The organism is Bradyrhizobium sp. GCM10028915 (assembly GCF_042666195.1).
GTDB lineage: Bacteria > Pseudomonadota > Alphaproteobacteria > Rhizobiales > Xanthobacteraceae > Bradyrhizobium > Bradyrhizobium canariense_D.
This window is the reverse complement of the sequence record NZ_JBHTFN010000012.1, coordinates 314,920-338,017: the sequence shown is the minus strand read 5'-3', so window position 1 is coordinate 338,017 and position 23,098 is coordinate 314,920. Positions and strand designations below refer to the sequence as shown.

Here is a 23,098-nt window from a genome sequence, read left to right as displayed (position 1 = left end):
TGTCCGCTAAATATCGCGGCCTTCGACCTTCTCGGTCAGCGCCTTGACCTGGTCGGGGATCTTCTCGAGGTGCGGATTGACGGCGAGCGCCTTGCGGTAGGCTTCGAGCGCGCGCTTTTCGTCGCCGACCTCCTGCATGATCATGCCGAGGCCTGCGAGCGCGCCGAAATGACGAGGCTCGCGGATCAACACCTCGCGAATGTCGGCGAGCGAACGGCCATAATCGTTCTGCATGTAGTAGAGCGTCGCGCGACGATTCCAGGCCTCGATGTAGTCGGGCCTGAGCTTGACCACCGAATCCAGCAGCTTGATCGCAACCTCGATCTTCTTTGCGTCGACCGCGGTCTTGGCCCGCGCCATCAGCAGCGCCGCGGTGTCGCTCGGGGTCTGGATCCAGATCGCCCAGATCCGCGCCTCGACATGCTTGGCGCTGGCTTCGTCGGGCGCAGCTTTCAGCGCGCCGAACAGGAAATCGAGATTCTTGGTGCGGTCGACCTTGGGCAGCTTGGCCGGCGCTTCCGGAAGTTTCTTCTGCTTGCCGGGCGGAGCCGGCGGATCAGCCTGCGCCAGCGCCGGAGCGAGGCCGGCGGCTCCCAGCACAAGAGCCAGACACAGGGTGCGCGCGAAGAGGAATCTCACTGCCATGGTCGAAGTCTAAACGCGCAAAGCCGCCCTTGCAAAGCAGGGGCGGCGTCAAACTCGTGTGAGACCGTGGTCTTGCGGGCGCGCGAGCGTCCGGCAGGGCGAAATCAGCCGCCCAAATCAGCCCTGGCGAGCCTTGAAGCGGCGCTGCACCTTGTTGATCACATAGACCCGGCCCTTGCGGCGGACCAGGCGGTTGGCGCGATGGCGACCGCGCAGCGATTTCAGCGAGTTACGGACCTTCATGGCAGAATCCTGAACGTTCGAAAGGCCGTGTTCGGCACTACCGTTTCGGCACGCGCGAATGAGGCAAAATGAGATTTTCCCGCTGGCGGACCGACCGCCCGGGACGGGGCGGTTCTTAAGGCATGGGAGGACCGGATGTCAATGTTAACTGGCCCGATCGCACCCAGCAAATTCAGGAAAACAACCCCATGCAAAGTAGAAGCGGCCGGATCGGGCTCAATCATCTCGGACGACGCCGATCCCACAAGGCCTTGTCCCCACAATGCCTTGCCAAATTCGTTATATCATATAATCAATTCGACAACCCGTCGGGAGGAAACCCATGCCGAAGCTGAAGCTGCCGAACATCGACGACGTCGTTGCCATCGACATCCACACCCACGCCGAGGAGCCCTGCGGCACCCATCCCGACGACGGCTATGACGACTTCCAGGCGCAGATGGCGGACTATTTCAAGTCGCCGCACAAGCATCCGCCGACCGTGCCGGAGACCGCCGCCTACTATCGGTCCAAGAACATCGCCGCGGTGATCTTCCCGGTCGACGCCGAGCGCGAGACCGGCTTCCGCCGCTACAAGAATGAGGAGATGCTGGAGATCGCCTCCGACCATCTCGACGTTCTCATCCCCTTCGTCTCGATCGACCCGCACAAGGGCAAGCTCGGTGTGCGCGAGGCGCGCAAGCTGATCGAGGAATACGGGGTGCGCGGCTTCAAATTCCACCCAACCATGCAGGGCTTCTACGCCAACGACCGCATGGCCTATCCGCTCTATGAAGAGATCAACAATGGCGGCGCGATCGCGCTGTTCCACACCGGCCAGACCGGCGTCGGCTCGGGCATGCCCGGTGGCATGGGCATGCGGCTGAAATATTCCAACCCGATGTACATGGACGACGTCGCGGCCGATTTCCCCGACCTCAAGATCATTCTCGCCCATCCCTCCTTCCCCTGGCAGGAAGAGGCGCTGTCGGTCGCGACCCACAAGCCCAACGTCTACATCGACCTCTCGGGCTGGTCGCCGAAATATTTCCCGCCGATCCTGGTGCGCTACATCAACTCGATTCTGCAGGACAAGATGCTGTTCGGTTCGGACTGGCCGGTGATCACGCCCGACCGCTGGCTGTCGGATTTCGCCAAGATCGAGATCCGCGACGAGATCCGGCCGAAGGTGCTGAAGGCCAACGCGCGCAAGCTGCTGGGGATCTAGGCGCGTACTCGTCAGCGCATCGAGGGCTTCGACGCTGCTATCGAAGCCCTCATGCTCCGGCCCTGAGGGCCTAAGACTTTGGCGCGGTGAATCTGATGGCTATGTTATGCGATCAGTTCACGCCTGCGAGGAAGCCGGCCAGGATTGTCCGGCTTTGGCTGAGCGTCTCGATACGTTCGTCGATCAGGCCGACCTGCTGAGTGAGTATTTTTCGCAGCTCGTTGCACGGCGTGAAAGCTGGATCGTTGTTCCTCACGCATGGGAGCAACCGCTTGATGGTTTCGAGCGTCATTCCCGCGCCGCCGAGCATCTTGATGCGCCGTACGGTTTCCTCTTCGGCCAAGCCATAGTCGCGATAGCCGGAGTTCGTCCGCAGCGGCGTGAGCAGTCCTTCGCCTTCGTAGTAGCGCAGCATTCGGACGCTGACCCCCGTCCGCCGGGAGAGTTCGCCGATTTTCATCTGAAGCCCCTTGACCCTGACAGCACTGTCAGACCTTACAGACTTTGCTCGTCCAAGTGAACGCCACTCGTGAAGGGAGCAACGATGAAAGCCTACCATTTGAATGGCCATGCTGGTGCTGGCCGCCTTGCGTGCGTCGACGTCGGCAAACCCGAACCCTCCGATGGCGAGGTCCGCATTCGGGTCGAAGCGGCAAGTCTGAATTACCGCGACCTCCTGATCCTCGACCGTGCAGGCCAAGGCGAGATCAACCGCCGCGTGCCACTCTCCGACGGTGCGGGCGTCGTTGACGCCATCGGCGCCGGCGTCGCGCAATGGCGACTCGGAGACCGCGTCGCTGCGTCGTTCTTCCGCAATTGGATCTCGGGGCCGTTCAAGTCCAGCTATATTCCGTCATCCCTCGGTGGCAACACGATGGATGGAATGCTGGCTGAGTATGTCGTGCTGCCGGCGACCGCGCTGGTCTCAGTGCCGGCCCATCTGTCCGCGGTGGAGGCAGCGACCCTGCCCTGTGCCGGCGTCACGGCTTTCCATGGCCTCATCGCACGCGGCGGGATGCGCAAAGGCGACACGCTGCTGGTCCAGGGAACAGGCGGCGTCGCGCTGTTCGGGCTTCAATTCGCAGTGGCGCTGGGGGCGCGTGCGATCGTGATATCCTCCTCCGACGAAAAACTCGCCCGCGCCAAGGCGCTGGGCGGCTCGATTCTTATCAACTACCGCGACACGCCCGACTGGGATGTCGCGCTGATGAACGCAACGGATGGCAGAGGTGCCAGTCACATCCTCGAACTCGGCGGTCCCGGCACCTACGACCGATCGCTGCGATCGGTCGCTTCGGGTGGCAAGATCGTCCAGATCGGTGTCTTGACGGGGTTCGGTCCCAAGCCGGACCTCGCGCGCCTTCAGTGGGAGAATGCCGACATCATCGGTGTCACCGTCGGATCGGTCGAACACTTTGCCGCGACGAATCGCTTCCTGACCGAACACGCGATCCACCCGATCGTGGATCGGGTCTACGACTTCGACGACGTTCCCGAAGCGTATGCGCACCTGCGGACCGGCTCACACTTCGGCAAGATCGTGATCAGGCTTTAGAAGCGAGGGCTCAGTTCGCGTTTCCGTGTTGGATCGATACCGCGGCGCCTTGTATAGTCCGTGGACCGCAACGATCCCGGAGGACAGGTCAATTGAGTCTCAAAGCCGTTGTCTTCGATGCCTACGGAACGCTTTACGATATCCAGTCGGTCGCCGAGACCACCGAGGATGCGTTTCCGGGCTACGGTGAGATCATCACGCAGATCTGGCGAATCAAGCAGCTCGAATACACCTGGTTGCGCTCGCTGATGCGGCGCTACCAGGACTTTGCAGCCATCACGCGCGACTCGCTTGCCTATACGCTGCGCGTGCTCGGGCTCGCTTACGAGAATGAGGCATTCGAGCGCGTCGTCGAGAAGTACCTTCATCTCGATCTCTATCCGGATGCGACGGCGGCGCTCACGGCTCTGAAACCGCGAAAGCTCGCCATCCTCTCCAACGGCAGTCCGGACATGCTGAATGCGCTCGTGCGCAACTCCGGCCTCGACGCCCTGCTCGACGCCACGATCAGCGTCGACGAGAAGAAGATCTTCAAGCCGAGCCCGGAGGCCTATGAGCTGATCGGCGAGGTGCTCGGCACCGCGCCTGACGAGGTGCTGTTCGTCTCCTCCAATCCCTGGGATGTCGCGGGCGCGAAAGCATTCGGACTGAACGTTGCCTGGATCGAACGGGTGACGCCGGAAGCGATGGCGCTGGCTTGCGTCGAGAACGAACTCGTGGCACCGCTGACGATGTTTAAGGCGATCCGCACCCAGATGGACGAGCTCGGCTTTGCGCCGGATCATCGCGTCCGGGCGCTCTCGGAACTGCCAAGTTGCTTAGGCATCGCCGCCCAACGGTAAGTCTGGAATGAGCCGACCTGAATGAGCCTGGAATCCGTTCGCGCCTTCTTCGCCGAGAAAGCCCCCGACATATCAGTTATCGAATCCCCGATCAGCTCCGCGACAGTGCCGCTGGCCGCCGAGGCTTATGGCGTCGAGCCCGGACGGATTGCCAAGACGCTGTCGTTGCGGATCGGCGAGCGCGTGATCCTGATCGTCGCGGCCGGCACTTCGCGCATGGACAACAAGAAGGTGAAGGCGGCGTTCGGCGGCAAGCCGAAAATGCTGGGACTGGAACAGGTCGCCGAGATCACCGGCCACGAGGTCGGCGGCGTCTGCCCGTTCGGATTGAAGGCGCCGCTGCCGGTCTATTGCGACGTCTCGCTGAAAGCGTTCGACGTGGTGGTGCCGGCCGCCGGCTCGACCCACAGCGCCGTGCGCATCACGCCGGAGCGGATGGCGGAGCTGACCCGGGCTGAATGGGTCGATGTCTGTGAAGTCAGGCCGTAAGGCAGCTGGGGGATGCCTGATGCATTTGCCGGTCAGGGAGGCTAATGTACGGACCATGCCCGATGATAAGGTCAAACGGCGGCTGACCACCGTGCTATGCGCTGATGTGCACGGCTATTCTCGTCTCATGGAAGCAGACGAGGCGGGAACGCTGGAGACACTCCGCCGCTATCGCACGGCCATCGCGCGATTGGTGGAGCGCCATGACGGCCGGATCGTGAATACCTGGGGCGATGCCGTCATCGCCGAATTCGCCAGCGTCGTGGAAGCCGTGCAGTGTGCGGTCGAGATTCAGCAGGAAATTTCCAACCAGGATTCGGGCCCACCTCCCCCGATGCGGTTTCGCATCGGCATCAATCTCGGCGATGTGATGGTGGATGGTTCCGACCTCTATGGAGACGGGGTCAATATCGCGGCGCGTCTGCAAGAACTTGCCGAACCCGGTGGTATCGTGATCTCCAGCTCCGCCTATGATCAGGTGCACAACAAATTATCTGTTGGCTTCGACTGCCTCGGCCAGCGTCCAATGAAAAACATTGCTCCCGTGACCAGCTATCGTGTGACCATGAGCGGCCAAACCGCTCAAGCACGGAGCTTTCCGCCTGGCGAACGCCTGACATCTCAGACCGCAAGTGCGGGCTCGCAAACTGACGCCGCGCACCGCGACAGATCCGAGTCATCCAATTGGATGGGCTTCGTTTCAGACGGACTGGCGAAGCTGCCCCGCCCGGTTGCGGCGGCCCTCACGGTGTCGGCCTTTCTGATTCTGATCAATATTTTCACCGGCATGCACAAGATCTGGTTCCATTGGCCGGTGGCAGCTTTGCTCTTCGGCGCCATCATGCGGACGGCGCTCCGGGATCGACCCGAGTCGGGCGGCAAGAGCGAGCGCTGAACGAGGCGGCACAACCGCGCTTCACGCCCACTGCTGCGCGCCCGCCCCCCGATCATGCCTTGGGCAGCACTAATCGTCGCTATTGTCATAAGGCCGCGGCTGCGCCTGCGGAGGTGGTGGCGGCACATTGTTGTATCGCGGCGCCGGCGCGGCGCGATTGCCCGGAACCTGCTGCTGCGGCGGCATCTGGTTGTTGGACTGGAACACCGCGCGACAGCCGCTGGAGAGCTGGGGCGTATTCTGCCGCAAGCAGGCCGTAATGCGGCTCACATCAGGGATCTGATCGCTGCACAACCGCCACACATCCGGCGTGCAGGCCATCTGCTGCTCCATGGTTCCGCGATACTCTTCAGCGGATGCAGCGCCTTGCGCGACGATGCCGCCGATTGCAAGCGCCACACCCAGCGCGATCCGCTCTGTTCGCATGTCCGATTCCTTCGCGAGTCTCTCGAATTCTGTTCAATCAATGAGACGCGGAGAGGTTCTGGACCAACAAAAAATTGTGAAAACGGGCCAGGAACCTATTCGACCTTGCCGATCTTCTTCACCGCAGCAATCAGCCGCGCGCTGTCGACCGCCACGAACTCGGCAAACGCCGGCGCGTCCTGATAGGCAACGAGACTGCCCGACGTTTCGAAGGCCTTGAGCACGTCGGGGCTCGTCATCACCTGCGCCACCGCCTCGCGCAGGCGAGTCGCGATCGGCGCGGGAAGAGCACTCTGTGCAAAGAGTCCGGCCCAGATGTACATCTCGACGTCCTTGTAACCGAGCTCCTGGAAGGTCGGCACATCGGGGAAGCTTGCGACGCGCTTGGCGCCGCAATTGCCGAGCACGCGCAGCTTGCCGTCCTCCACTTGCGGCTTCAGCGTTCCCGGTGCGGCGGCGATCGCCTGCACGGTGCCGCTGAGCAGCGCGGTGAGCGCCGGTCCGGCGCCGCGAAACGGCACATGCAGCAGCTTGATGTCGGCGCTGCTCGCAAACATCTCCATCGCCACGTGCAGCGTGCCGTAAGGCCCCGATGAGCCGTAGGTGATATGGCCGGGACGCTTCCTGGCATCCTCGACGAAATCCTGCGCGGTCTTCCATGGCGCCGAGGCGGGCACCGCGAGCAGCGTGGGATCGGCCAGCACCCGCGCGATCGGCATGAACTGCGAGAGCTCGTAGGCGACCGGACGGTCGAACAGCCGGTCGGCCTCGGGCAGCACCGCGAGCGAGGACAGCGTCATCAGCAGCGTGTAGCCGTCGGGCTCGGCGCGCGCCGCCGCGGCATTGCCGACGGATCCACCGCCACCGCCGGCGCGGTTGTCGACGATGACCGCCTTGCCGAGGATTCGCTCCAGCGCCTGTGCGACGGGGCGCGCCGCAAGATCCGCCTGGCCGCCGGCCGGAAACGGCACGATCATGGTGACGTTGCGAGAGGGATAGGCTTGCGCGAAAGCCGCGCTCGACAACACAGGCAACAACGGCAATGCGGCAGCCGCGCGCAGGACATCGCGTCGATCCATGGCAGATTTCCCCCTGTTTTCTTATTTCGCTGCCAGCCTAGCGTGACCGTCCGCAAGAACAAGCCGCGCGGCGGGATTAACGAAGCATTATCCATGTTCCGCCCGGTCAGGAACGCCCCCCTGGCCTCACCGTTGCCTCCCAGGGAGTGGAGCGATGAATAGACTTCAGACCATTGACGTGGCGCTGGACGAGATGCTGGTGAATCTCGCCGCCATCGTCTTGCGGCTTTCAAAGCCGGACGTGACGCGAACGCCGGAAGCCCGACGCGCCTTGGCGCAATCCGTGCACCAATACGCGGTCTGCGCGAAGCGTTCGCGCGATCCGCGTGTTCATGATTTGAAGTCGCAACTGGAGGAGACGTTGAAGCCGAGCTTGCGAATTGTGGTGCGCAATGGTGAGAAGGTGTCTTAGTCCAACCCGTCATTGCGAGCGCAGCGAAACAATCCACAATACCTCCGCGGAGACATTCTGGATTGCTTCGTCGCTTCACTCCTCGCAATGACGGAGGTCGATGAAGCCGCTCGCTCTACGACGGCTTTTCTAAGACGGCTTTGCCTTTCCGCGCACTCGCCGCTTGCACGTCCCCGGCAGCTTCGCCGCGAGAAAATCACCGAGCGCCTCGACGCGCGCGGGGCGCGGGCCGCCAGGTGGCGTCACCAGATGCACGGCGCCTTCGACCTGCTTCCAGTCCTTCAGGATCACTTCGACCTCGCCGGAGGAGATGGCGTCACCGACGATGAATTCCGGAAGGTCGGCGATGCCGAGGCCGGCGATCAGCGCCGGCATCACCGCTTCGCCGTTGTTGACGCGGAGCTGTCCGCCCGGACGTACGCTGGCCTGCTCGCCGGCCGAGTTGGTGTAGTGCCAGACGTTGGGCGTGGAGAGATAGGCGTAGCTGAAGCATTTGTGCTCGGCCAGATGCATCGGATGCGTTGGCCGCCCGTGTTGCTCGAGATATGACGGCGCGGCCACCGTGAAACGCGGCATGGTGAAGAGCCGGCGGGCGATCAGCGAGGAATCCGGCAGCCGCGCGATCCGCACCGCCATGTCAAAGCCCTCGCCAATCAAATCGATGGTCGCATCGCTCAAGTGCAGATCGACCGAGACCTCCGGATACGCCTCGAAGAACTCCGGCAGCAGCGGCGCCACCGCCTTGATCCCGAATGTCATGGGCACGGCGAGCCGCACTAGGCCGCGCGGTGCGACCGATTGCGCCAGCGCCTCGTTCTCCGCCGCCTCGCCGTCGGACAGCAGGCGCGTCGCACGCTCGGCGAGCTTATGCCCGGCATCGGTCAGCGCGAGCCGGCGTGAGGTGCGGTTGAACAGCCGGGCGCCGAGCCGCTCTTCGAGGCGCGTGACCGCCTTGGACACCGTCGCCTTGGACATCGCGAGCTCACCAGCGGCCCCCGCAAACGACCGTAATTCCACGACTTTTGCGAAAATCGCGAGCGCCTCGAAATCGGGGAGTTTGGCCATGAAAGCGGATCCAATTGGGATGTTTAAGGAAACAATGTGTTTCGACAGTTTCTATTTCTACACCACAAACAGAGGCTTATCCAAGGGTCATCAGAAATTCAGGAATGGAGAAATCCAATGACCAAGAAGCTCTCAGGCAAGGTTGCCCTCGTCACTGGTGGCTCGCGCGGTATCGGCGCGGCCTCTGCTCGCGCCCTCGCCGATGAAGGCGCGGATGTCGCGATCAGCTACGTTGCCTCTCCCGAAAAGGCGGAAGCCGTCGTCACCGAGTTGAAGGCCCGAGGCGTCAATGCCCGCGCCTTCAAGGCGGACCAGGCCTCGGCCAAGGACGTGACGCAGCTCGTCAACGACGTCGCGAAGGAGTTCGGCCATCTCGACATCCTCGTCAACAATGCCGGCGTCGCGAGCGGCGGTGCGATCGATGACGCCAATGCCGACACCGAAGCGCTCGCCCGCCAGGATGCCATCAACGTGCATGGCGTGATCGCTGCGATCCGCGCCGCTTCGCAATTGATGGGCGAAGGCGGCCGCATCGTCACCGTCGGCTCGATGCTCGCCGATCGCGCCTCGTTCCCGGGTCTTGCGGACTACGTCGCCACCAAGGCCGCCGTGGTCGGCTACACCAAGGGCGCAGCGCGCGACCTCGGCCCACGCGGCATCACCGTGAATGTGGTGCAGCCCGGCTCGATCGACACTGACATGAACCCGAAGGACGGCGGCGAGTTCGCCGAGACCCAGCGCAAGCAGCACGCGTTGCAGCGCTTCGGCCGCCCCGAGGAAGTCGCGGCTGGCGTCGTGTTCCTCGCAAGTCCGGAAGCCTCCTTCGTCACCGGCACGGTGCTCAACGTCGACGGCGGTTTTGGCGCCTGATCAAGGCGCCATCCGCCAAAACAAGGAATTACGCAGATGATCGAACTCAGACCCTTCGCAAAGCTCGGCGGCGCCGATCACGGTTGGCTCAACGCCAAGCATCATTTCTCCTTCGCAAGCCACTATGACCCCGACAACATGGGTCACGGCGCCTTGCGGGTGTGGAACGACGACGAGATCGCGCCGAACACCGGCTTTCCCGCCCATCCCCACGCCAACATGGAAATCATCACCTATGTGCGCGAGGGCGCGATCACCCATCAGGACAGCCTCGGCAACGAAGGCCGCACCGAAGCGGGCGACGTGCAGGTGATGAGCGCCGGCAGCGGCATCCGCCACTCCGAGTACAATCTCGAGTCGACCAAGACACGCATCTTCCAGATCTGGATCGAGCCGACCGCGCGCGGCGGGCAGCCGACCTGGGGCTCGAAGCCGTTTCCGAAAGGAGACCGCTCGGGCAAGCTCGTCACCATCGCGAGCGGCTTCGAGCATGACACGGACGCGCTGCCGATCCGCGCCGATGCGCGGGTGCTCGCCACCACGCTGAAGGCCGGTGAGAGCGCCGAGTACGTGCCGCACAAGTCGCGGCACCTTTATCTGGTGCCCGCGGCGGGGTCAGTCCAAATTAACGGCGTGCGCGTCAACGCCCGCGACGGCGCCGCGATCCGCGACGAGGACAGGCTGAAGATCACGGCACTGGAAGATTCCGAGATCGTGCTCGTCGACGCGGCGTAACGGCTCTCTCTGTCATGGCCGGGCTTGTCCCGGCCATCCACGCCCCGCGACGAGCGAACAAGAACGTGGATGCCCGGGACGAGCCCGGGCATGACGACCCAAAAAAAGCACTCACTCAATCCCATCGGAGACATCATGACCAAAGTTCTCGTCCTGTATTATTCCGCCTATGGCCACATCGAAGCGATGGCCAATGCCGTTGCCGAAGGCGCGCGCGAAGCCGGTGCCACCGTCGACATCAAGCGCGTACCCGAGCTGGTGCCGGCCGAGGTCGCCAAGGCGTCCTATTACAAGCTCGACCAGGCCGCCCCCGTCGCGACGATCGAGGATCTCGCAAACTACGACGCGATCATCGTCGGCACCGGCACCCGCTTCGGCCGCATGGCCTCGCAGATGGCGAACTTCCTCGACCAGGCCGGCGGTCTCTGGGCCAAGGGCGCGCTGCACGGCAAGGTCGGCGGCGCCTTCACGGCGACCGCGACCCAGCATGGCGGCCAGGAGACGACGCTGTTCTCGATCATCACCAACCTGTTGCATTTCGGCATGGTCGTGGTCGGCCTGAACTACGGCTTTGCCGGCCAGATGAAGCTCGACGAGGTCACCGGCGGCGCGCCTTACGGCGCCACCACGATCACCGGAGGCGACGGCAGCCGGCAGCCCAGCGCCAACGAGCTCGCCGGCGCACGTTATCAGGGCCGCCAGATCGCGGAGACAGCCAGGAAGCTGCACGGCTGAGCGCGGTTAAGCTTTACGTCCGAACCACTGCATGGCAGGTGCGATCTGGGCGGCATTCTCTTCTGGAGATGCCGCCCCATCTCTGTGGCCAGGATATTTCACCAAAAGCGATACGAATGGCTTTCGAACTCTTGTTGATCGCGCAGATGATCCGCAGGCCCGCTCAGGCGCTGGCGCGGCGCTGGTATTGCCGGAGCCTGTTCAAGGCCTCACGCGGCCGCTTTCACTGTGCCGGCTGCGCGAAGTCATGATGCTCTAGCCACTAGGCCTGCGTGATGTCCGCGTTGGGCTTAATGGGCGCAGTCGCGACAGGCGCCGGCGCTGTCGACAGCCACCAGCCCTCACCGGCGAACCAGCAGGTCTCGTCGGGAGCGCCCTCTCTCCGCAACGACTGCACGCCCTCCCACCCCCTTGCGAACGCCTCGGCCAGTCGCCGGGCGGCATCCGCGTTCTGCAATCCCGCGCAGCCGATGAATTGGGCACGCCCGAGGAATTTGGCGGGCCAGACCGCCCCCTCGTCGGGGCGCGTGATCATCAACATGCCGCCGATCATGCCTTCGGGCGCGAGTGGAAACACCAGCCGCCCACCGGGCAGCAAGGCATCGAGCCATTCGGTGGCCGGCTGCGCCGCACCCGCGCAGACATAGATCACGTCGGCTTTGGGAAGATCGGACGCGATGCCCGATCGATCCCGCACGTCCGTATGGGCGATGTCCTTCAGATTCTCGCGCGCGAGGCCTGCCAGACGTTCGTCGATCTCGTAGGCATGGACGCGGCCGCCGGGGCCGACGAGATGCGCGAGGATTGCGGTGTAATAGCCGCTCCCCGCGCCGATCTGGATCACAGTCTCGCCTTCCTTCACCGCGCAACCGCTGAGCCAATAGGCGTGCGCGCCGGGCATCCCGATATTGAGACCCCGCGCGCTGTCGAGCGCGAGCAGCGTGTTCTGATAGAGGAAAGCGGGATCATCATCGGGTGTGACAACATAGGGGTGGCCGCCAACCGAGATCGACCACGGCCCGGGTCCGGCGAACGTCTCGCGCCTGACGGTGCGAAACGCTTCTTCGATACGGGGGTCCGCGGCCCTCGCCGCGGCGCTGATCAACTGTGCATAGAATGCGCGATATTTTGCCGAACGATCTTCCATGTCGCCTCCGGGAAACAGGCGACGATAACACAACGATTGCGATAATCGAGTGACCCTACAATCCAGGGCGGCGCGTCAGCGCGTCCTCTTGCCCATCGCCTGCGCCGCAAAGGCGGCAAGCCTGGGGTGACGACGCAGGCCCTGCGCGGCGTGGTCGCGCCACGCGAAGGGCATGCCGCGCCAGGACAGCGCGACGCTGACATCCGTCAGCGGCACCGGCTCGGCGCCGAAGCGGCGCTTGTAGTCCTGGTTGCCGATGCTGAGGTCGAAACGGCGCACGCCTTCCGCATGCAGCGCCGCCATAGTGCGCTCGGTCACGAGCAGCCCCGGCGAGCAGTTCGACCAGGAATCGCCGGTGTGGCTGATGCGCAGCAGGAAATAGGTCTCACCGAACCTGACGCCGAGCGCGGTGGCGACAATGGCCTCGTCGCAAACCAGCGCCGAGATGACGGCATAACCGTTCGCGACGCCCCGACGCGCGACCTCGCGATAGAACTGCGCATGGGTTTCGTCGTTGAGGACGAAGCGCGAGCCGAGCTTTCGCATGCGCGCCTGCTGCTGGGCATCCATCACGTCCAGCAGCTCGCGCGCACGCGCGACATCGGTGGCGATCTCGAATCGCGCGCCGGCGTGACGGTTGAAGACGCGCCAGCAGCGTGGCATCTGCATGCGCTTGATCGAGGCCTGGTAATCTTCATAGTCGTCGCCGGTCAGCACGAGGTTGCCGTTGAGCGAGCAGGACCCGATCCGGCCGAGCGACACCAGCGGGTTCGGGTTGCCGCCGATCTGGGCCGGCATCTTCTTCAGGCGCAGCAAATCGAAGCGGTCCGGCAATGCGCGCAATGCGTCGATCAGCGCCGTGCCGATCGCATCCGCCGCCGCCGCGTCCAACGCGGCATCGAGCGCCAGGATCGGCGCGTTGTTGTCGGAAACGCCGAGATCGGCGAATTCGACGATGCGGATGCCGCGCCTGAGGTGGCTGATCATCGGCACGATTGCGATGTCCCTGCCGGTCGTGGCATCGGAGATCAATGCAATCAGCGGCGAGAGATCGTGGAACGCCTCGTACCAGGCGCCGAGCCAGTAGCCATGCTGGAATGCAGTGCGATGGCCTGCGTTCAGGTGCGATGCGGCCCGCGGCCAATCACGCACGAAATCGACCGCGATTGCCGACGCGCTGGACACAAGACCATCTGGTTGCTCGACGCTGAGGATCGTCATCCGCGGGACATACGATTACTGGGCGTTTCCAGATAGATTATGTTTTGTCGCGGCCACAAGTGAGCTCACAGCTTATCGTTAAGCCGATGCCATTGCGGCGGCACCGGCTGCGACAAGTCGTCCGGTTCCATTTCCGCGACGCATTGGAACTTGGCCAGGAAGTGCAGGCCGGCCACGGCAACAGTGAACATGAACCAGATCGGATTCTGCCGTTCGAGCAAGAAGGTCTCGGTGGCCCCGTAATACAGGCCGAACAGCCATACGGTCAGGAACAGCTTTGCCAACGCACCGCTGCGGTTGTGAGTTCGGGCCGTCTGGAAATTGCCGAGCGGCGCGAGCACGAAGACGAGGATCACCAGCAACAGCCCCGGCAGGCCGATGGTGACCGCGAGGTCGAGATAGCTGTTGTGGCTGTGCGCCGCGCTCGTCGCCCATTCGGCGCCCTGGGCGGTCTGCCGCGCGGTCACGTCGTCCCAGAACGCGGCGTAGCCGTGACCGATGATCGGCTTCTCCGCGACAGCTGCGAGCGCGAACTCCCAGATGGCGGAACGGCCGGTGAAGGTGGGATCGAGCGGAAGCAGCCGCGTCATCGCTCCGAGCGCCGGGCTCATGACGCTGCCGACCGTCAGCAGGTTCATCGCGATCAGCGGCACGAAGCAGATGATCCGCTTCAGCCACAGGCCCGGCGTCACGCAGACCAGCGAGGCGAGCGCATAAATCGCAAGGCACAGTACCGACGACGTCTTGCCGCCGGTGAAGATCAGGAAGATTCCAGCCAGCGCGGCGATGGCCGGCCCCATCAAGAACGAACCAATGGCAGACAGGTAAATGCCGACATAAATCAGGATGGTCATCACCGGCGAAGCGATGTTCTTGTGACCAAAGCTGCCGCGCCAGTCGCCGGCCAACTGCGGCTCGGTGACGTCGAGTGCGGTGTGGATCGAGTATTGCGGCGCCACGAAGACGCCGAGATAGCAGAGCGCAAGCAGTACGAGGGCAGCGCCGCCGAGGCACAGGTTGAAGCTGCGCTGCGTCGGCGGCAGCAACGGCAACAGCACCGCGAGCGACATCACGCTGGCTGCGAGCATGAAGCGCTGCATCGAGACTCCGCGATTCTCGGAGAAGACGATGCTGATCAACAGCCAGCCGACCAGGCAGAGATGCAGCGGCGTCACCAGCGTCTTAAGCGCGGGCGCATCCGTTGCGGCGACCAACAGGACTGCGAGCGCGGCCAGCAGGCCCCAGGCGACATAAGTGAGCGCCATTCGTCCGCCGACGACGGTGGTGACATCCTCGCTGCGCAGGTCGGGAAACGGATCGAGCGTCACCAGCACGAGGAGCAGCGCTGCGACTGCGACGAGGCAGCGCGCCGCCCGCACGGCGTCGACCCCTGCAAGCCCATCGCGCAGGACGCCGCCGAACGATCGGGCCTCGACGTCGGTCATGTCAGTGGCGCTGCGATCCATGGCTCAAGGCTGGTGGTGAAGCCCGGGGGAAGCTCGAAGTCTTAGCCGATCCCTGTTAAGCATCCGTCAACCAATCCAGCGGGGCGCTGCGGCACCGCTTGCTGCCGCACGATGCTCCGCGCGATCTCGTAATATTGAAGCGCGCGCTGTTCCAGCGTCAGGTTGTCCAGCACGAAACCGCGGGGATCGAACGTATCGGCGGCGCACCCGGCCCAGAAATCATCCCAGCCCGCCTCAAACCCGGCGATGTCGACGAACTTGGCGCCGCAACGATCGTCCCAGTACGGCACCGACGACACCGGCGCGAACTGGACCCGATGCGGATAGTAGTCGGTGTCTCGCCACGGCCCGCCTGGATCCCAGGCCAGCACCGGCACGCCGCAAGACAATGCCTGCTGATAGGCGATGCCCTGGCTCTCGTTCTGGCAGAGGAAGATCATCGCACGCGATTGCGCGAGCGCGGCCCGATAGTCTTCTTCCTTGTAGCTGCCGTAACGCAGCTCGGCGAACGAGCGGCCTTCCCTCGTGAGCCGGGCGCGGACGGGTTCGATCAGCTCCGCCGCGTAGCGATCGCGGTCCCAGTGCACCTTGTCGTAGATCAGGACGTCGACGCTCTTCTGCGACGTCGCCGGCGGTGCCCAGAGATCCGTGTCGATGCCGATCGGCCAGGCCTCCGTGTCGGGCCAATGCGGCCGATACATGTCGGCGTACCACGGGCCGGGCACCACGACCTTCTTCACCGGCAGGCGCTTGAACAGGTCGGGATCGTCGAGCGGATGATTGTGGGCGGCGACGCCGAGCAGGATCGGATTTTTCCAGGCGAACTTGTCGAGCAAGAAGGTGCGGCCGATGATGCAGGCGAGTTCGCCCGGATGCCGCGCGATGTAGCCATAGTCGTTGACGCGATAGCGGATACCGAGCCGATCGAGCCCCGCACAGAGATTGAGGAACACGCGCAGCTGCCCGCTCATGCGCGGCTCGCCAAGCAGCATGCGACGCGCCATGCGCCGCAGATGCCGGTCGCCGGGAAACCAGCGATCGTCCTTGTCCTCGTAGAACAGGTTGAGGACCATATCGTCGGGATCGTAGTCGAATGTCTTTGCGGGCACTGGTGTCCATCCGCGGCGGCCTGATGCGCATTCTCGCATGGGACCGGCTGTCGCACTCTTCCTAATTTGCCACAGGCTTAATGCCGGCGGCTTAACGCTAATTGACGAAACCAACGCTGCGGCAGCCTTCGTGGCGACGCTTTTTTCCCGATGCGAGTATCATCGAGGGCGGCCAGGGTTGCGATCGATCGCATTGCCAACGGGCAGATGCGCCCTGGTTAACAGACCGTTAAAGGCGAGCCGTATCTTGATCACCGCGGAAGACATTCTCGAATTGCCCGCCACATCGCGCGTCGTTCCAGCGGCGCGCGTCCCGCTGCAGGTCGGCTCAACCACGTCGGTGTCCGTCGTCATTCCGGCCAAGAATGTTGCGGCTTATGTCGGCGAAACCCTCGCCAGCGCACTGGCACAAACCGAGGTCACCGAAGTGATCGTCGTGGACGACGGCTCGACCGACGACACCCCCGCCATCGTCCGCGTCATTCGTGACCCGCGACTGCGCCTGATGACCAACGGCGCCGCCGGCGTATCGGCAGCGCGCAATCTCGGCGCGCAGCATGCGAACGGCCAATGGCTGCTCTTCCTCGATGCCGACGATCGCCTGCGGCCCGGCGCGGTCGCGGCGCTGCTGGCGGCTGCGCGTGGCGCGCCGCGAGCGGTTCTGGTCTACGGCGACTACAATACGATCGACAGCGAGGGACGGCAGATCGGCCGTCGGGATCTGCTCAAGGGCCGCCGCAAACCGTCCGGCGACGTGCTGGCGCGGCTCGCCGCCGGCAACTTCATCGTCAATGGCGGCATTGCGCTCGCACGTGCAGAGGCCTTCCGCGCCATCGGCGGGTTCGACGTCTCGCTCAGATATTGCGAGGACTGGCACTGCTGGTGCCGCCTTGCCGCGATCGGCGAATTCGAATTTGCGCCGAACCTTCTGCTCGACTACCGCCTTCACACGGCCAACACCATGAACGCGGCGGTGCGGACGCCACAGGACTTCTTTCCGGCGATCGCGCGGGTGTTCGACGACGGGCTGATCATGGCGCGATTGCCCGCGGGCATGGCGGCCGGGCTGCGCCAGGCCGCCGAGGTTCATCTCGTCACGTATTCGGCAATGCAAGCGGTCCGCTTCGGTAGATATCGCCAGGCCTTCGCCTATCTCGGGATAGTCGGGCGCCGCTCGCTCAAATCGCTGCCGCGTTCCGCGGTCAGGGTCGCCCTCGCCTGCTTTGGTATTTAGCCCGCCGCCTCGGCGTCAGGACACGATCTTCGAGGCCTCATAGGGCTTCGGCTCGATGCCGAACGCGGCGAGCGCCGAGCCGAGCGCGACCATCACGGGATGCATCGCGACGACGGCTTTCGACGATTTCAGCAGAGCGGCCGCGCGCAACAGCGACAGCGGCAACCTCCCGAGCATCTGCGCAAACACCCACACTCGCGCCGCGGCGCCCTGCGCGGCCTTGGACTGCACACGATAATTGATCGCGCCGATGCGCAGGCCTCGCTTCACGATCCAGCCAAAACTGGTGCGGCTTTGCGGCACGGTCTCGGTGATGACTGCTTCCGCCGTCCAGTGGAAGGTCATGCCGGCATCGCGGCAGCGCACGAAGAAATCGCAGTCGCCGCCCCCGAGGAAGTTGAAGCGGGGGTCGAAGGCGGGACGGGCGAAGCTCTCGAACGCCGCACGCGTGATCAGGCAATTGCCGCAGCCGTAGATCAGGGGCACAGCGCCGCTGTAATCATAGGCCGGACAGAAAACCGGGTGGCGCGAAAGCCAGGGCATGCTGTGGTCCTCGAAGACCGGCAGCACCGGCCCGCCGACCACATCGGCGCCGGTCGCCTCCGCGGTGCGGACCATCAGCTCGAGCCAATCGGGCGAGGCGATCTCGTCGTCGTCGATCATCAGGAACCGGGTCGCGGCGGGAAACAGCGCCAGCGCCGTCTCGAAGGCGGCGTTGATCGCCTGGACGTTGCCTTGCCGTTTCTCGACCAGGCAGACACCCTGAAGTCTGCCACCGGCGAGATACTCCGCGGCCACCGGCGCGCTTTCGCGCCGGACCGCATCGTTCTCGACCATGACGACGGCGAAGGAGCGCGGGGTGCGCTGGCTGGCGAGCGAGTCCAGTGTCAACCGCAGATGCTGCGGGCGGCGGAAGCAGGGGATGCAGACGACGATACCAACCGACAGGTCGATAATCCGGGAGCTGGCCGCGATCTCCCGGCTGGGATCGCGCACGGCATCCGAGATGCGCGTGGCGGACAGGTCTGTCGGGATCAATGTCATGACGTTCTAGATGTCCGAGATAGATTGAAAAAGCCCTGCTTCGATCCCGGGATCAGCGCCGTCCCGCGACGGCACATCGCCCCGGGACGGATGCGTCCCAAAATGAACGGCCGGTTTGAGCCTGACGACGGCGCCAAGGCCGCCGATGTTCCGCCATCCATGCACTTAACCGCTTTCGGGTGTTTCTGCCGCGAAACCTTGCGCGCGTGATACTGCAATTCGCGGTCCACCGTGCCGACGGCGGCTGACGCGGACGATGCCGTAGTTAACGCACATGCTCATTAACCTGATCGTAAGCACCGCGGCGGGTGAAGCGACGCGGCATCGGATTTGCTCTACGGGCACACGAGATTTTTCCTGTAAATTTAAGTCGAACAAGCGCGGTCCGAAAAAAATGAACAAGCCAGCCACGATCGATTTCGCGACAGCCACGGCGGTCCAAATTCCCGCGGCCATTGCACACACTCAGGCGCTGCACGATCTCGTCCCCGGTGAAGCCCGCGACAGCCTGCTCGCCGTTCACGACGTACTGCGCCGCGAACTGCCACGGGGCCAGCTCGCCACCTACGAAGCCGGAGGCGGCTCGTGCAGCGTCCTGCCACCGGAATTGCTGAACCGCAGCAAGGTCACCGTCGTCGACATCGACGAGGACCAGGTTCGCAACAACAGCTACGCGGACGAAGCGATCCTCGGCGACGTCCAGACCTACCGCTTCGGGCGCGAGACCTTCGATCTGGTGATCTGCTACAACGTGATCGAACATCTTCCCAAGGTCGACGCCGCACTCTTGAATTTCCGCGATGCGCTCAAGCGCGGCGGGATGATTCTGATCGGCGCGCCCAATCCGCGCTCATTGTCCGGGGTCGTCACCAAATACTCGCCGCACTGGTTCCACGTCTGGTTCTACCGGCACATTCGCGGCATCAAGGATGCCGGCTTGCCGGGCGAGCCGCCGTTCCCGACCTTCTTCCATCCCCTGGTGTCGCTGCCGAGGCTCGAAGCGTTCGCCGCCGCCAATGGCCTCGAGATGATCTACCGCCGTGAGGTCGAGAGCCCGCGCTATCCCGAGATGCGCCGGCGCAAGCCGCGGTTCGCAGCCCTGGTCGACGCCGGCGCCGCCGTGCTCAACGCCGTGCTCCCGCGCGGGACCGACGTCCGCCGCGGCGATTATCACGTCATCCTGCGGAAAAGCTGACGGCCATGGTGCGCGCGCGGCCGATCGCAAGACCAGCGAAGCCCCGCGGCCACGCCGCACGCGGTAACGAACCGTTAATCTCTGAAGGACCGCGTCATCGCACGCGTCACGACGGCGCCTCGCGGAGTGGCATGCGCTTAAACGCTTTGTTTGCCATTTCGGTGAATAGTCCCGCAATGAGTATGGTTAATTTTCCCTGTTGCGTTGAGTGGGCACCTATATGTGAGGTGCGTGGCGTAGAGCGAAGAGTACCCCCTCAGCACGCGGCACTTGGAATGAGAGCTGGGGATCATGCTTGACTATAACCAGCCGATAGATCGGGCCAGACCGGAGGCCCCGCAGCAGCGGCCTCAGGCCGGCTTCAACGTGCTGGAGCTGGTCAATCTGCTCTGGCGCCGGAAGATCGCGATTGCCGTTGCCGCGCTGCTCGGTGCGACGCTTGCCGTCACCGTGGGCAAGAGCCTGACGCCCCGCTACACCGCCACCGCCCAGCTCTATGTCGACCCGCGCGAGCTTCAGCTCGTCGACCGCGAGCTAACGCCCCGCGCGCAGGACGTCTCCGGCATGTCGATGGTGGTCGAGAGCCAGGCGCGCCTGATCACCTCCAACAGCGTGCTGCTCCAGGTGATCCAGCAGGCTGATCTGGACAAGGATCCCGAATTCGGCGGCGGCGCCGACGGCAAAGGCGTGATGTCGTCGCTGCTCGGCCTGATCGGCCTTCAGCCCCACGCGCCCTCCGCCGCGGAGAAAAAGGAAGTGCAGCTCGCCGCCCTCGAGGCGCTGAACCGGCACATCACGATCCGCAAGACCGAGAAGAGCTTCATCGTCGACATCGAAGTCTGGTCGACCGATCCGGCGAAAGCGGCAATGCTCGCCAACACGCTGACCAGCGCCTACCTCGCGGAGTCCCGCAACTCGCAGGCGTCAGCCGCGCGGCGCGCCACCAACGATCTCTCCGGCCGCCTGAAGGAACTGCGCGAGCGGCTGCGCAACGCCGAGACCGTGCTCGCGACCTACAAGGCCCAGAACAATTTCGTCGGCACCCAGGACGCGCTGATCAGCGACCAGCAGCTTTCCGCCAGCAACCAGCGGCTTTCCGCCGCCCGCGCCGCGACGATGGACGCGCAGGCGCGCCTCGACCAGATCGAGGCGAGCCGGCGCACGACGGCAGATGCAGGCGCGAACTCCGAGGCGCTGCAATCGCCAACCATCGCCAACCTGCGCGCGCAATATGCCGACGCGCGCAAGAAATATGCGGAGCAGGCCGGCGAGCTCGGCCCGCGTCATCCAGCGCTGCGCCAGACCGAAAAGCAGGTCGAGGATCTCAAGCGCACCATCAACGAAGAGATCGACCGCTTCGCCCAGTCCGCCAAGAACGATTTGACGCGCGCCCGCGACTTTGAAGCCTCGCTCAGCCGGGCGCTGGAGGCACAGAAGCGGCAGAGCGTCCAGCTCAGCCAGGCCGCCGTGCGCTTGCGCGAGCTCGAGCGCGAAGCCGATGCCAGCCGTGACGTCTATCAATCCTTCCTCAAGCGCTCGCGCGAGACCGAGGAGCAGGAGACGCTGAACACCTCGGCGGCCCGAATCATCGGCGAAGCGACGGTGCCGCAGCGGCGCTCGTTCCCGCCGGCGATGAGCTTGTTCGCCATGATCGGCTTCATCTTCGGCGCAATCGCTGCATCGAGCTGGTTCGTCGCGGCCGAGCTGCTGTTCGCCGGTGCGTTCGCGCCGGCACCGGCGCCGGCCCGGTCCAATCGCATTCCGTTGCCGCGAGCTCCGGAGCCTTCGCGGGCGCCGGAGACTGCCCGGTCCCAGCCGGTCTCGCGAGCCCCGGAAGTCGCGGAGGCACTGCCGGAACTCGCCGCCCCGCCGCTGCAACCTTCGATGGTCGAGAAGCCCCTGATCGAAAAGCCGCTGATCGCGCGCCTCCAGGAGGCCGACGTCATCCACACGCTCGGTGCCATTCTCGCCACCGGCGGCGGCATCGACCTCACCCGGCTCGGCTGGCCAACGCTGCGCCCCGGCTTTCCACTGACGACGCTGCTCAACGCCTGGCGCGACATGCGCGCTACGGCGGCCCGGCGCGCCGGCGGAAAGACAATGCCGGTCATCGCGCTCGTCGGTGCCGGTGAGACCACCGGGCGCAGCGTGACCGCGCTGAATTTCGCGCTCGCGGCCGCGCGCGACGGCGCCCGGGTCCTGATGATCGATGCCGACCATCAGGCGCACCCGCTCTCGAACAAGGTCAGCCGTCCCGTCAAGAGCGAGCCGAGCAAGGTCGGATGGCTTTCGATCGGCAGCAAGGCCGCGCGCGAGATCAAGACACTCAACGGCATCTCGATATTGCCGGCCGCCGAACGCGACGCCGGCAAGGCCACTGACGCCATCCGCAAGGCCATCGAGCAGGCGCGCTCCGCCGGCGGCTATGACCTTGTGATCGTTGACGGCCCCGCGGCGCCACTCACGGCCGGCAGCCGTAAGCTGCTCGATGATGCCGACGCGCTGGTGGCGGTGCTGCCGACCAGCCTCGACATCAACGACGGCCTGGAGGAGATCTTGAGCACACTCGGCCGCGCGGAGCGCAAGCTCGTCGGCGTCGTGCTCGACGAACTCACCCCTATGGCCCAAGCTCGCCAACGAGGCAGACAATATGCTTGAGCGCCGCATCAATCTCGATGGCCGGGCCGCAACCGCCGACGTGCCGCGGATCACCATCGGCGGCCTTCGCATGGCCGCACTCGATCTGGAAGCGACCGCAAATTTCATGATCGAGGCGACCGATCCGCGCCATCGCATCGGCCGTCCGCTGCACCTGACCTCGGCCAATGGCGAGGTGCTGGCGCGGTGCTCGACCGAACCCGAGACCGAGCGCCTGTTCCGCAGCGCTGACCTGATCAACGCCGATGGCCAGCCGCTGGTGGCGGCGTCCAGGCTACAATCCTGGTTTCCGTTGCCCGAGCGGGTCGCCACGACGGACCTGTTTCACGTCGTCGCGCGCAAGGCTGAAGCGGTCGGCCGCACCTTCTACATGTTCGGCGCCAGCGAGGACGAGAACGCCCTTGCGGTCGAGAACGTCCGAAAGATGTATCCAAACCTCAAGATCGTTGGCTACAGCCACGGTTATCTCCGTGGCGACGCGCTGCGCGCGAAGGTCGACGAGATCAACGCGCTAGCGCCGGATTATCTCTGGGTTGCGCTGGGCGTGCCAAACGAGCAGGCGTTCGTCGAGGAATTCACCCCGCATCTCACCAATGTCGGCGTCATCAAGACATCCGGCGGCCTGTTCAACTTCTTGTCGGGAAGCCGCGCCCGCGCGCCGCGATGGATGCAGAAGATCGGGCTGGAATGGGCCTGGCGCACCTTGCTCGAGCCCCGCCGCCTGTTCTGGCGCTATTTAACCACCAACCCACGCGCAATCTATCTGCTGTTCAGCCGCAATCGGCCCTTTAATAATCGCTGAGTAGACGACGACATGATCGCCGCC

Annotated in this window: 25 protein-coding genes; 14 read left to right on the top strand and 11 right to left on the bottom strand. The window is 64.4% G+C overall.

Going from position 1 to position 23,098, the window contains the following annotated elements:
• Positions 1–6 precede the first annotated feature (6 nt).
• A complete protein-coding gene (locus tag ACFQX9_RS10695) occupies positions 7–645 on the bottom strand; it encodes a tetratricopeptide repeat protein (RefSeq protein WP_026232527.1) in 639 nt (212 codons plus the stop codon).
• Between the two features lie 117 nt (positions 646–762).
• Positions 763–888 (bottom strand): type B 50S ribosomal protein L36, encoded by a 126-nt coding sequence (gene ykgO, locus ACFQX9_RS10690; protein ID WP_006611362.1) that lies wholly within the window; start codon positions 886–888, stop codon positions 763–765.
• A gap of 322 nt (positions 889–1,210) precedes the next feature.
• Here ykgO and ACFQX9_RS10685 point away from each other — a divergent pair, with 322 nt between their 5' ends.
• Positions 1,211–2,095, top strand: coding sequence for an amidohydrolase family protein (locus ACFQX9_RS10685; RefSeq protein ID WP_027565452.1), 885 nt, complete (start codon positions 1,211–1,213; stop codon positions 2,093–2,095).
• Positions 2,096–2,207: 112 nt separating this feature from the next.
• Here the strand turns inward: ACFQX9_RS10685 and ACFQX9_RS10680 are convergent, their stop codons facing one another.
• Entirely contained in the window at positions 2,208–2,555 is a 348-nt protein-coding gene (locus tag ACFQX9_RS10680) for a MerR family transcriptional regulator (protein WP_085361262.1), read from the bottom strand.
• Between the two features lie 84 nt (positions 2,556–2,639).
• On the opposite strand from ACFQX9_RS10680, the gene ACFQX9_RS10675 reads away from it, so the two are divergent.
• The 4 genes from ACFQX9_RS10675 to ACFQX9_RS10660 all read left to right on the top strand — a co-directional run bounded on the left by ACFQX9_RS10675 (position 2,640) and on the right by ACFQX9_RS10660 (position 5,876).
• The gene (locus ACFQX9_RS10675; protein ID WP_377788266.1) at positions 2,640–3,650 is read left to right on the top strand and encodes an NAD(P)-dependent alcohol dehydrogenase; all 1,011 of its coding nucleotides are present in this window, start codon (positions 2,640–2,642) and stop codon (positions 3,648–3,650) included.
• Between the two features lie 92 nt (positions 3,651–3,742).
• Entirely contained in the window at positions 3,743–4,492 is a 750-nt protein-coding gene (locus ACFQX9_RS10670; protein WP_018453415.1) for a haloacid dehalogenase type II, read from the top strand.
• A 21-nt stretch (positions 4,493–4,513) separates the two neighbouring features.
• The gene (locus ACFQX9_RS10665) at positions 4,514–4,981 is read left to right on the top strand and encodes a YbaK/EbsC family protein (RefSeq protein WP_377788262.1); all 468 of its coding nucleotides are present in this window, start codon (positions 4,514–4,516) and stop codon (positions 4,979–4,981) included.
• Between the two features lie 55 nt (positions 4,982–5,036).
• Entirely contained in the window at positions 5,037–5,876 is an 840-nt protein-coding gene (locus ACFQX9_RS10660) for an adenylate/guanylate cyclase domain-containing protein (RefSeq protein WP_377788401.1), read from the top strand.
• A gap of 69 nt (positions 5,877–5,945) precedes the next feature.
• Here ACFQX9_RS10660 and ACFQX9_RS10655 read toward each other — a convergent pair whose 3' ends face one another.
• Together ACFQX9_RS10655 and ACFQX9_RS10650 are read right to left on the bottom strand one after the other, a co-directional pair.
• The gene (locus ACFQX9_RS10655) at positions 5,946–6,302 is read right to left on the bottom strand and encodes a hypothetical protein (protein ID WP_085350124.1); all 357 of its coding nucleotides are present in this window, start codon (positions 6,300–6,302) and stop codon (positions 5,946–5,948) included.
• A 95-nt stretch (positions 6,303–6,397) separates the two neighbouring features.
• A complete protein-coding gene (locus ACFQX9_RS10650) occupies positions 6,398–7,381 on the bottom strand; it encodes a tripartite tricarboxylate transporter substrate binding protein (RefSeq protein ID WP_085350125.1) in 984 nt (327 codons plus the stop codon).
• Positions 7,382–7,535: 154 nt separating this feature from the next.
• On the opposite strand from ACFQX9_RS10650, the gene ACFQX9_RS10645 reads away from it, so the two are divergent.
• On the top strand, positions 7,536–7,793 hold the full coding sequence (locus ACFQX9_RS10645) for a hypothetical protein (RefSeq protein ID WP_026232525.1): 258 nt from the start codon (positions 7,536–7,538) through the stop codon (positions 7,791–7,793).
• A 129-nt stretch (positions 7,794–7,922) separates the two neighbouring features.
• On the opposite strand, the gene ACFQX9_RS10640 is transcribed toward ACFQX9_RS10645, so the two are convergent.
• Positions 7,923–8,858 carry a LysR family transcriptional regulator gene (locus ACFQX9_RS10640; RefSeq protein WP_085350126.1) on the bottom strand — a complete coding sequence of 312 codons (936 nt, stop codon included), beginning with the start codon at positions 8,856–8,858 and terminating at the stop codon, positions 7,923–7,925.
• A 117-nt stretch (positions 8,859–8,975) separates the two neighbouring features.
• Between ACFQX9_RS10640 and ACFQX9_RS10635 the strand changes: the two genes are divergently transcribed.
• The 4 genes from ACFQX9_RS10635 (at position 8,976) to ACFQX9_RS10620 (ending at position 11,457) form a co-directional block, all read left to right on the top strand.
• Positions 8,976–9,728: an SDR family NAD(P)-dependent oxidoreductase gene (locus tag ACFQX9_RS10635; RefSeq protein ID WP_018453408.1), complete on the top strand. Its 753-nt coding sequence runs from the start codon at positions 8,976–8,978 to the stop codon at positions 9,726–9,728.
• A 36-nt stretch (positions 9,729–9,764) separates the two neighbouring features.
• Positions 9,765–10,463: a pirin family protein gene (locus tag ACFQX9_RS10630; RefSeq protein ID WP_018453407.1), complete on the top strand. Its 699-nt coding sequence runs from the start codon at positions 9,765–9,767 to the stop codon at positions 10,461–10,463.
• 135 nt (positions 10,464–10,598) lie between these two features.
• On the top strand, positions 10,599–11,198 hold the full coding sequence (wrbA, locus tag ACFQX9_RS10625) for an NAD(P)H:quinone oxidoreductase (RefSeq protein WP_027520460.1): 600 nt from the start codon (positions 10,599–10,601) through the stop codon (positions 11,196–11,198).
• A 31-nt stretch (positions 11,199–11,229) separates the two neighbouring features.
• On the top strand, positions 11,230–11,457 hold the full coding sequence (locus ACFQX9_RS10620; protein WP_157642889.1) for a hypothetical protein: 228 nt from the start codon (positions 11,230–11,232) through the stop codon (positions 11,455–11,457).
• Between the two features lie 3 nt (positions 11,458–11,460).
• Here ACFQX9_RS10620 and ACFQX9_RS10615 read toward each other — a convergent pair whose 3' ends face one another.
• The 4 genes from ACFQX9_RS10615 to ACFQX9_RS10600 all read right to left on the bottom strand — a co-directional run bounded on the left by ACFQX9_RS10615 (position 11,461) and on the right by ACFQX9_RS10600 (position 16,141).
• On the bottom strand, positions 11,461–12,345 hold the full coding sequence (locus tag ACFQX9_RS10615; protein WP_085350128.1) for a protein-L-isoaspartate O-methyltransferase: 885 nt from the start codon (positions 12,343–12,345) through the stop codon (positions 11,461–11,463).
• A 75-nt stretch (positions 12,346–12,420) separates the two neighbouring features.
• Positions 12,421–13,566: a GNAT family N-acetyltransferase gene (locus ACFQX9_RS10610; RefSeq protein ID WP_166517611.1), complete on the bottom strand. Its 1,146-nt coding sequence runs from the start codon at positions 13,564–13,566 to the stop codon at positions 12,421–12,423.
• 65 nt (positions 13,567–13,631) lie between these two features.
• Positions 13,632–15,032, bottom strand: coding sequence for an O-antigen ligase (locus tag ACFQX9_RS10605; protein ID WP_085350129.1), 1,401 nt, complete (start codon positions 15,030–15,032; stop codon positions 13,632–13,634).
• 41 nt (positions 15,033–15,073) lie between these two features.
• The gene (locus ACFQX9_RS10600) at positions 15,074–16,141 is read right to left on the bottom strand and encodes a glycosyltransferase (protein WP_166517612.1); all 1,068 of its coding nucleotides are present in this window, start codon (positions 16,139–16,141) and stop codon (positions 15,074–15,076) included.
• 247 nt (positions 16,142–16,388) lie between these two features.
• Between ACFQX9_RS10600 and ACFQX9_RS10595 the strand changes: the two genes are divergently transcribed.
• A complete protein-coding gene (locus ACFQX9_RS10595) occupies positions 16,389–17,375 on the top strand; it encodes a glycosyltransferase (protein ID WP_377788251.1) in 987 nt (328 codons plus the stop codon).
• A gap of 15 nt (positions 17,376–17,390) precedes the next feature.
• On the opposite strand, the gene ACFQX9_RS10590 is transcribed toward ACFQX9_RS10595, so the two are convergent.
• On the bottom strand, positions 17,391–18,419 hold the full coding sequence (locus ACFQX9_RS10590) for a glycosyltransferase family 2 protein (protein WP_085350131.1): 1,029 nt from the start codon (positions 18,417–18,419) through the stop codon (positions 17,391–17,393).
• Positions 18,420–18,813: 394 nt separating this feature from the next.
• Here ACFQX9_RS10590 and ACFQX9_RS10585 point away from each other — a divergent pair, with 394 nt between their 5' ends.
• The 3 genes from ACFQX9_RS10585 (at position 18,814) to ACFQX9_RS10575 (ending at position 23,074) form a co-directional block, all read left to right on the top strand.
• Positions 18,814–19,614: a methyltransferase gene (locus tag ACFQX9_RS10585; protein WP_085350132.1), complete on the top strand. Its 801-nt coding sequence runs from the start codon at positions 18,814–18,816 to the stop codon at positions 19,612–19,614.
• A 291-nt stretch (positions 19,615–19,905) separates the two neighbouring features.
• On the top strand, positions 19,906–22,272 hold the full coding sequence (locus tag ACFQX9_RS10580) for an exopolysaccharide transport family protein (RefSeq protein ID WP_085350133.1): 2,367 nt from the start codon (positions 19,906–19,908) through the stop codon (positions 22,270–22,272).
• Positions 22,265–23,074 (top strand): WecB/TagA/CpsF family glycosyltransferase, encoded by an 810-nt coding sequence (locus ACFQX9_RS10575; protein ID WP_085361247.1) that lies wholly within the window; start codon positions 22,265–22,267, stop codon positions 23,072–23,074. The genes ACFQX9_RS10580 and ACFQX9_RS10575 overlap by 8 nt, the downstream gene beginning before the upstream one ends.
• Positions 23,075–23,098 lie beyond the last annotated feature (24 nt).